At 65.7% G+C, this 1,195-nt stretch carries 1 protein-coding gene; it reads left to right on the top strand.

Translation table 11 applies throughout. The features are described 5' to 3' along the window. Positions 1-18: 18 nt before the first annotated feature. Positions 19-1,169, top strand: a protein-coding gene (locus HNO88_RS21945) for an IS3 family transposase (RefSeq protein WP_184250967.1) whose coding sequence is annotated in 2 segments (ribosomal slippage) — positions 19-271 and positions 271-1,169 — 1,152 coding nt in all. Because the reading frame shifts where the segments join, the coding sequence is not laid out codon by codon here. Positions 1,170-1,195 lie beyond the last annotated feature (26 nt).

Here is a 1,195-nt window from a genome sequence, read left to right as displayed (position 1 = left end):
GCGAAGGAGTCGGACGGAATGAAGCGCAGCAGGTTCAGCGAAGAGCAGATCATCGCGATTTTGAAGGAGCAGGAGGCCGGGATGGCGACAGCGGATGTGTGCCGCCGCCACGGGATCAGCTCGGCGACATTCTACAAGTGGAAGTCGAAGTATGGCGGCCTGGAGGTGTCCGAGGCCCGGCGCCTGCGCACGCTTGAGGAAGAGAACAGCCGGCTCAAGAAGCTGCTGGCCGAGGCGATGCTCGACAACGTGGTGCTGAAGGATCTGGCATCAAAAAAATGGTGACGCCCGGCGCTAAGCGGGAAGCCGTCGCCCATGCCCGTGAGCATCACGGCTTGAGCGAGCGTCGGGCGTGTAACCTGGTCGGCGTGAGCCGGCGGGTGATCCGGTATCGATCGTCGCGGCCGGATGATGGCCCGCTGCGGCAACGGCTGCGCGAACTGGCGGCCGAGCGTCGCCGGTTCGGCTATCGACGCCTGGGCTATCTGCTGGCGCGCGAGGGCATCACGCCCAACCACAAGAAGCTGCTGCGGGTCTATCGCGAGGAGAACCTGCGGGTCCGCCGCCGTGGTGGCCGCAAGCGCGCCCTGGGCACCCGAGCGCCGATGGTGCTGCCAGACGGCCCGAACCAGCGCTGGTCGCTGGATTTCGTCTCCGACACCCTGACCTGCAGCCGCCGGTTCCGTATTCTATGCGTAGTCGACGACTACACGCGCGAATGCCTGGCGCTGGTGGCCGACACGTCGCTATCGGGTGTGCGGGTGGCTCGGGAACTGACGCGGCTGATCGGGATGCGCGGCGAGCCGCATACGGTGGTCAGCGACAACGGCACCGAGCTGACCTCGTCGGCCATCCTCCGCTGGTCGCAGGAGCGGCGGGTCGAGTGGCATTACATCGCTCCGGGCAAGCCGATGCAGAACGGCTTCGTCGAGAGCTTCAACGGTCGCCTGCGCGACGAATGCCTCAACGAGACGCTGTTTACGTCGCTGCCGCATGCCCGCTCGGTGCTCGATGCCTGGCGGCACGACTACAACCACGTCAGGCCACACTCGAAACTGGGCGGAAGAACCCCCGCCGAGAAAGCCGGCCAACCTGTCCGGGGGCATGCCCCCGGACAGGTTGCCATCACCTCAACCAACCATCATGAAGGCGCGGGACTCTACCTCTGACTGGTAACAATCCGGGGAGCACGTCA

Source organism: Novosphingobium chloroacetimidivorans, from assembly GCF_014204535.1.
Lineage (GTDB): Bacteria > Pseudomonadota > Alphaproteobacteria > Sphingomonadales > Sphingomonadaceae > Novosphingobium > Novosphingobium chloroacetimidivorans.
Note: the sequence above shows the minus strand (reverse complement) of the source record. Positions and strands in the feature narration are given on the sequence as shown.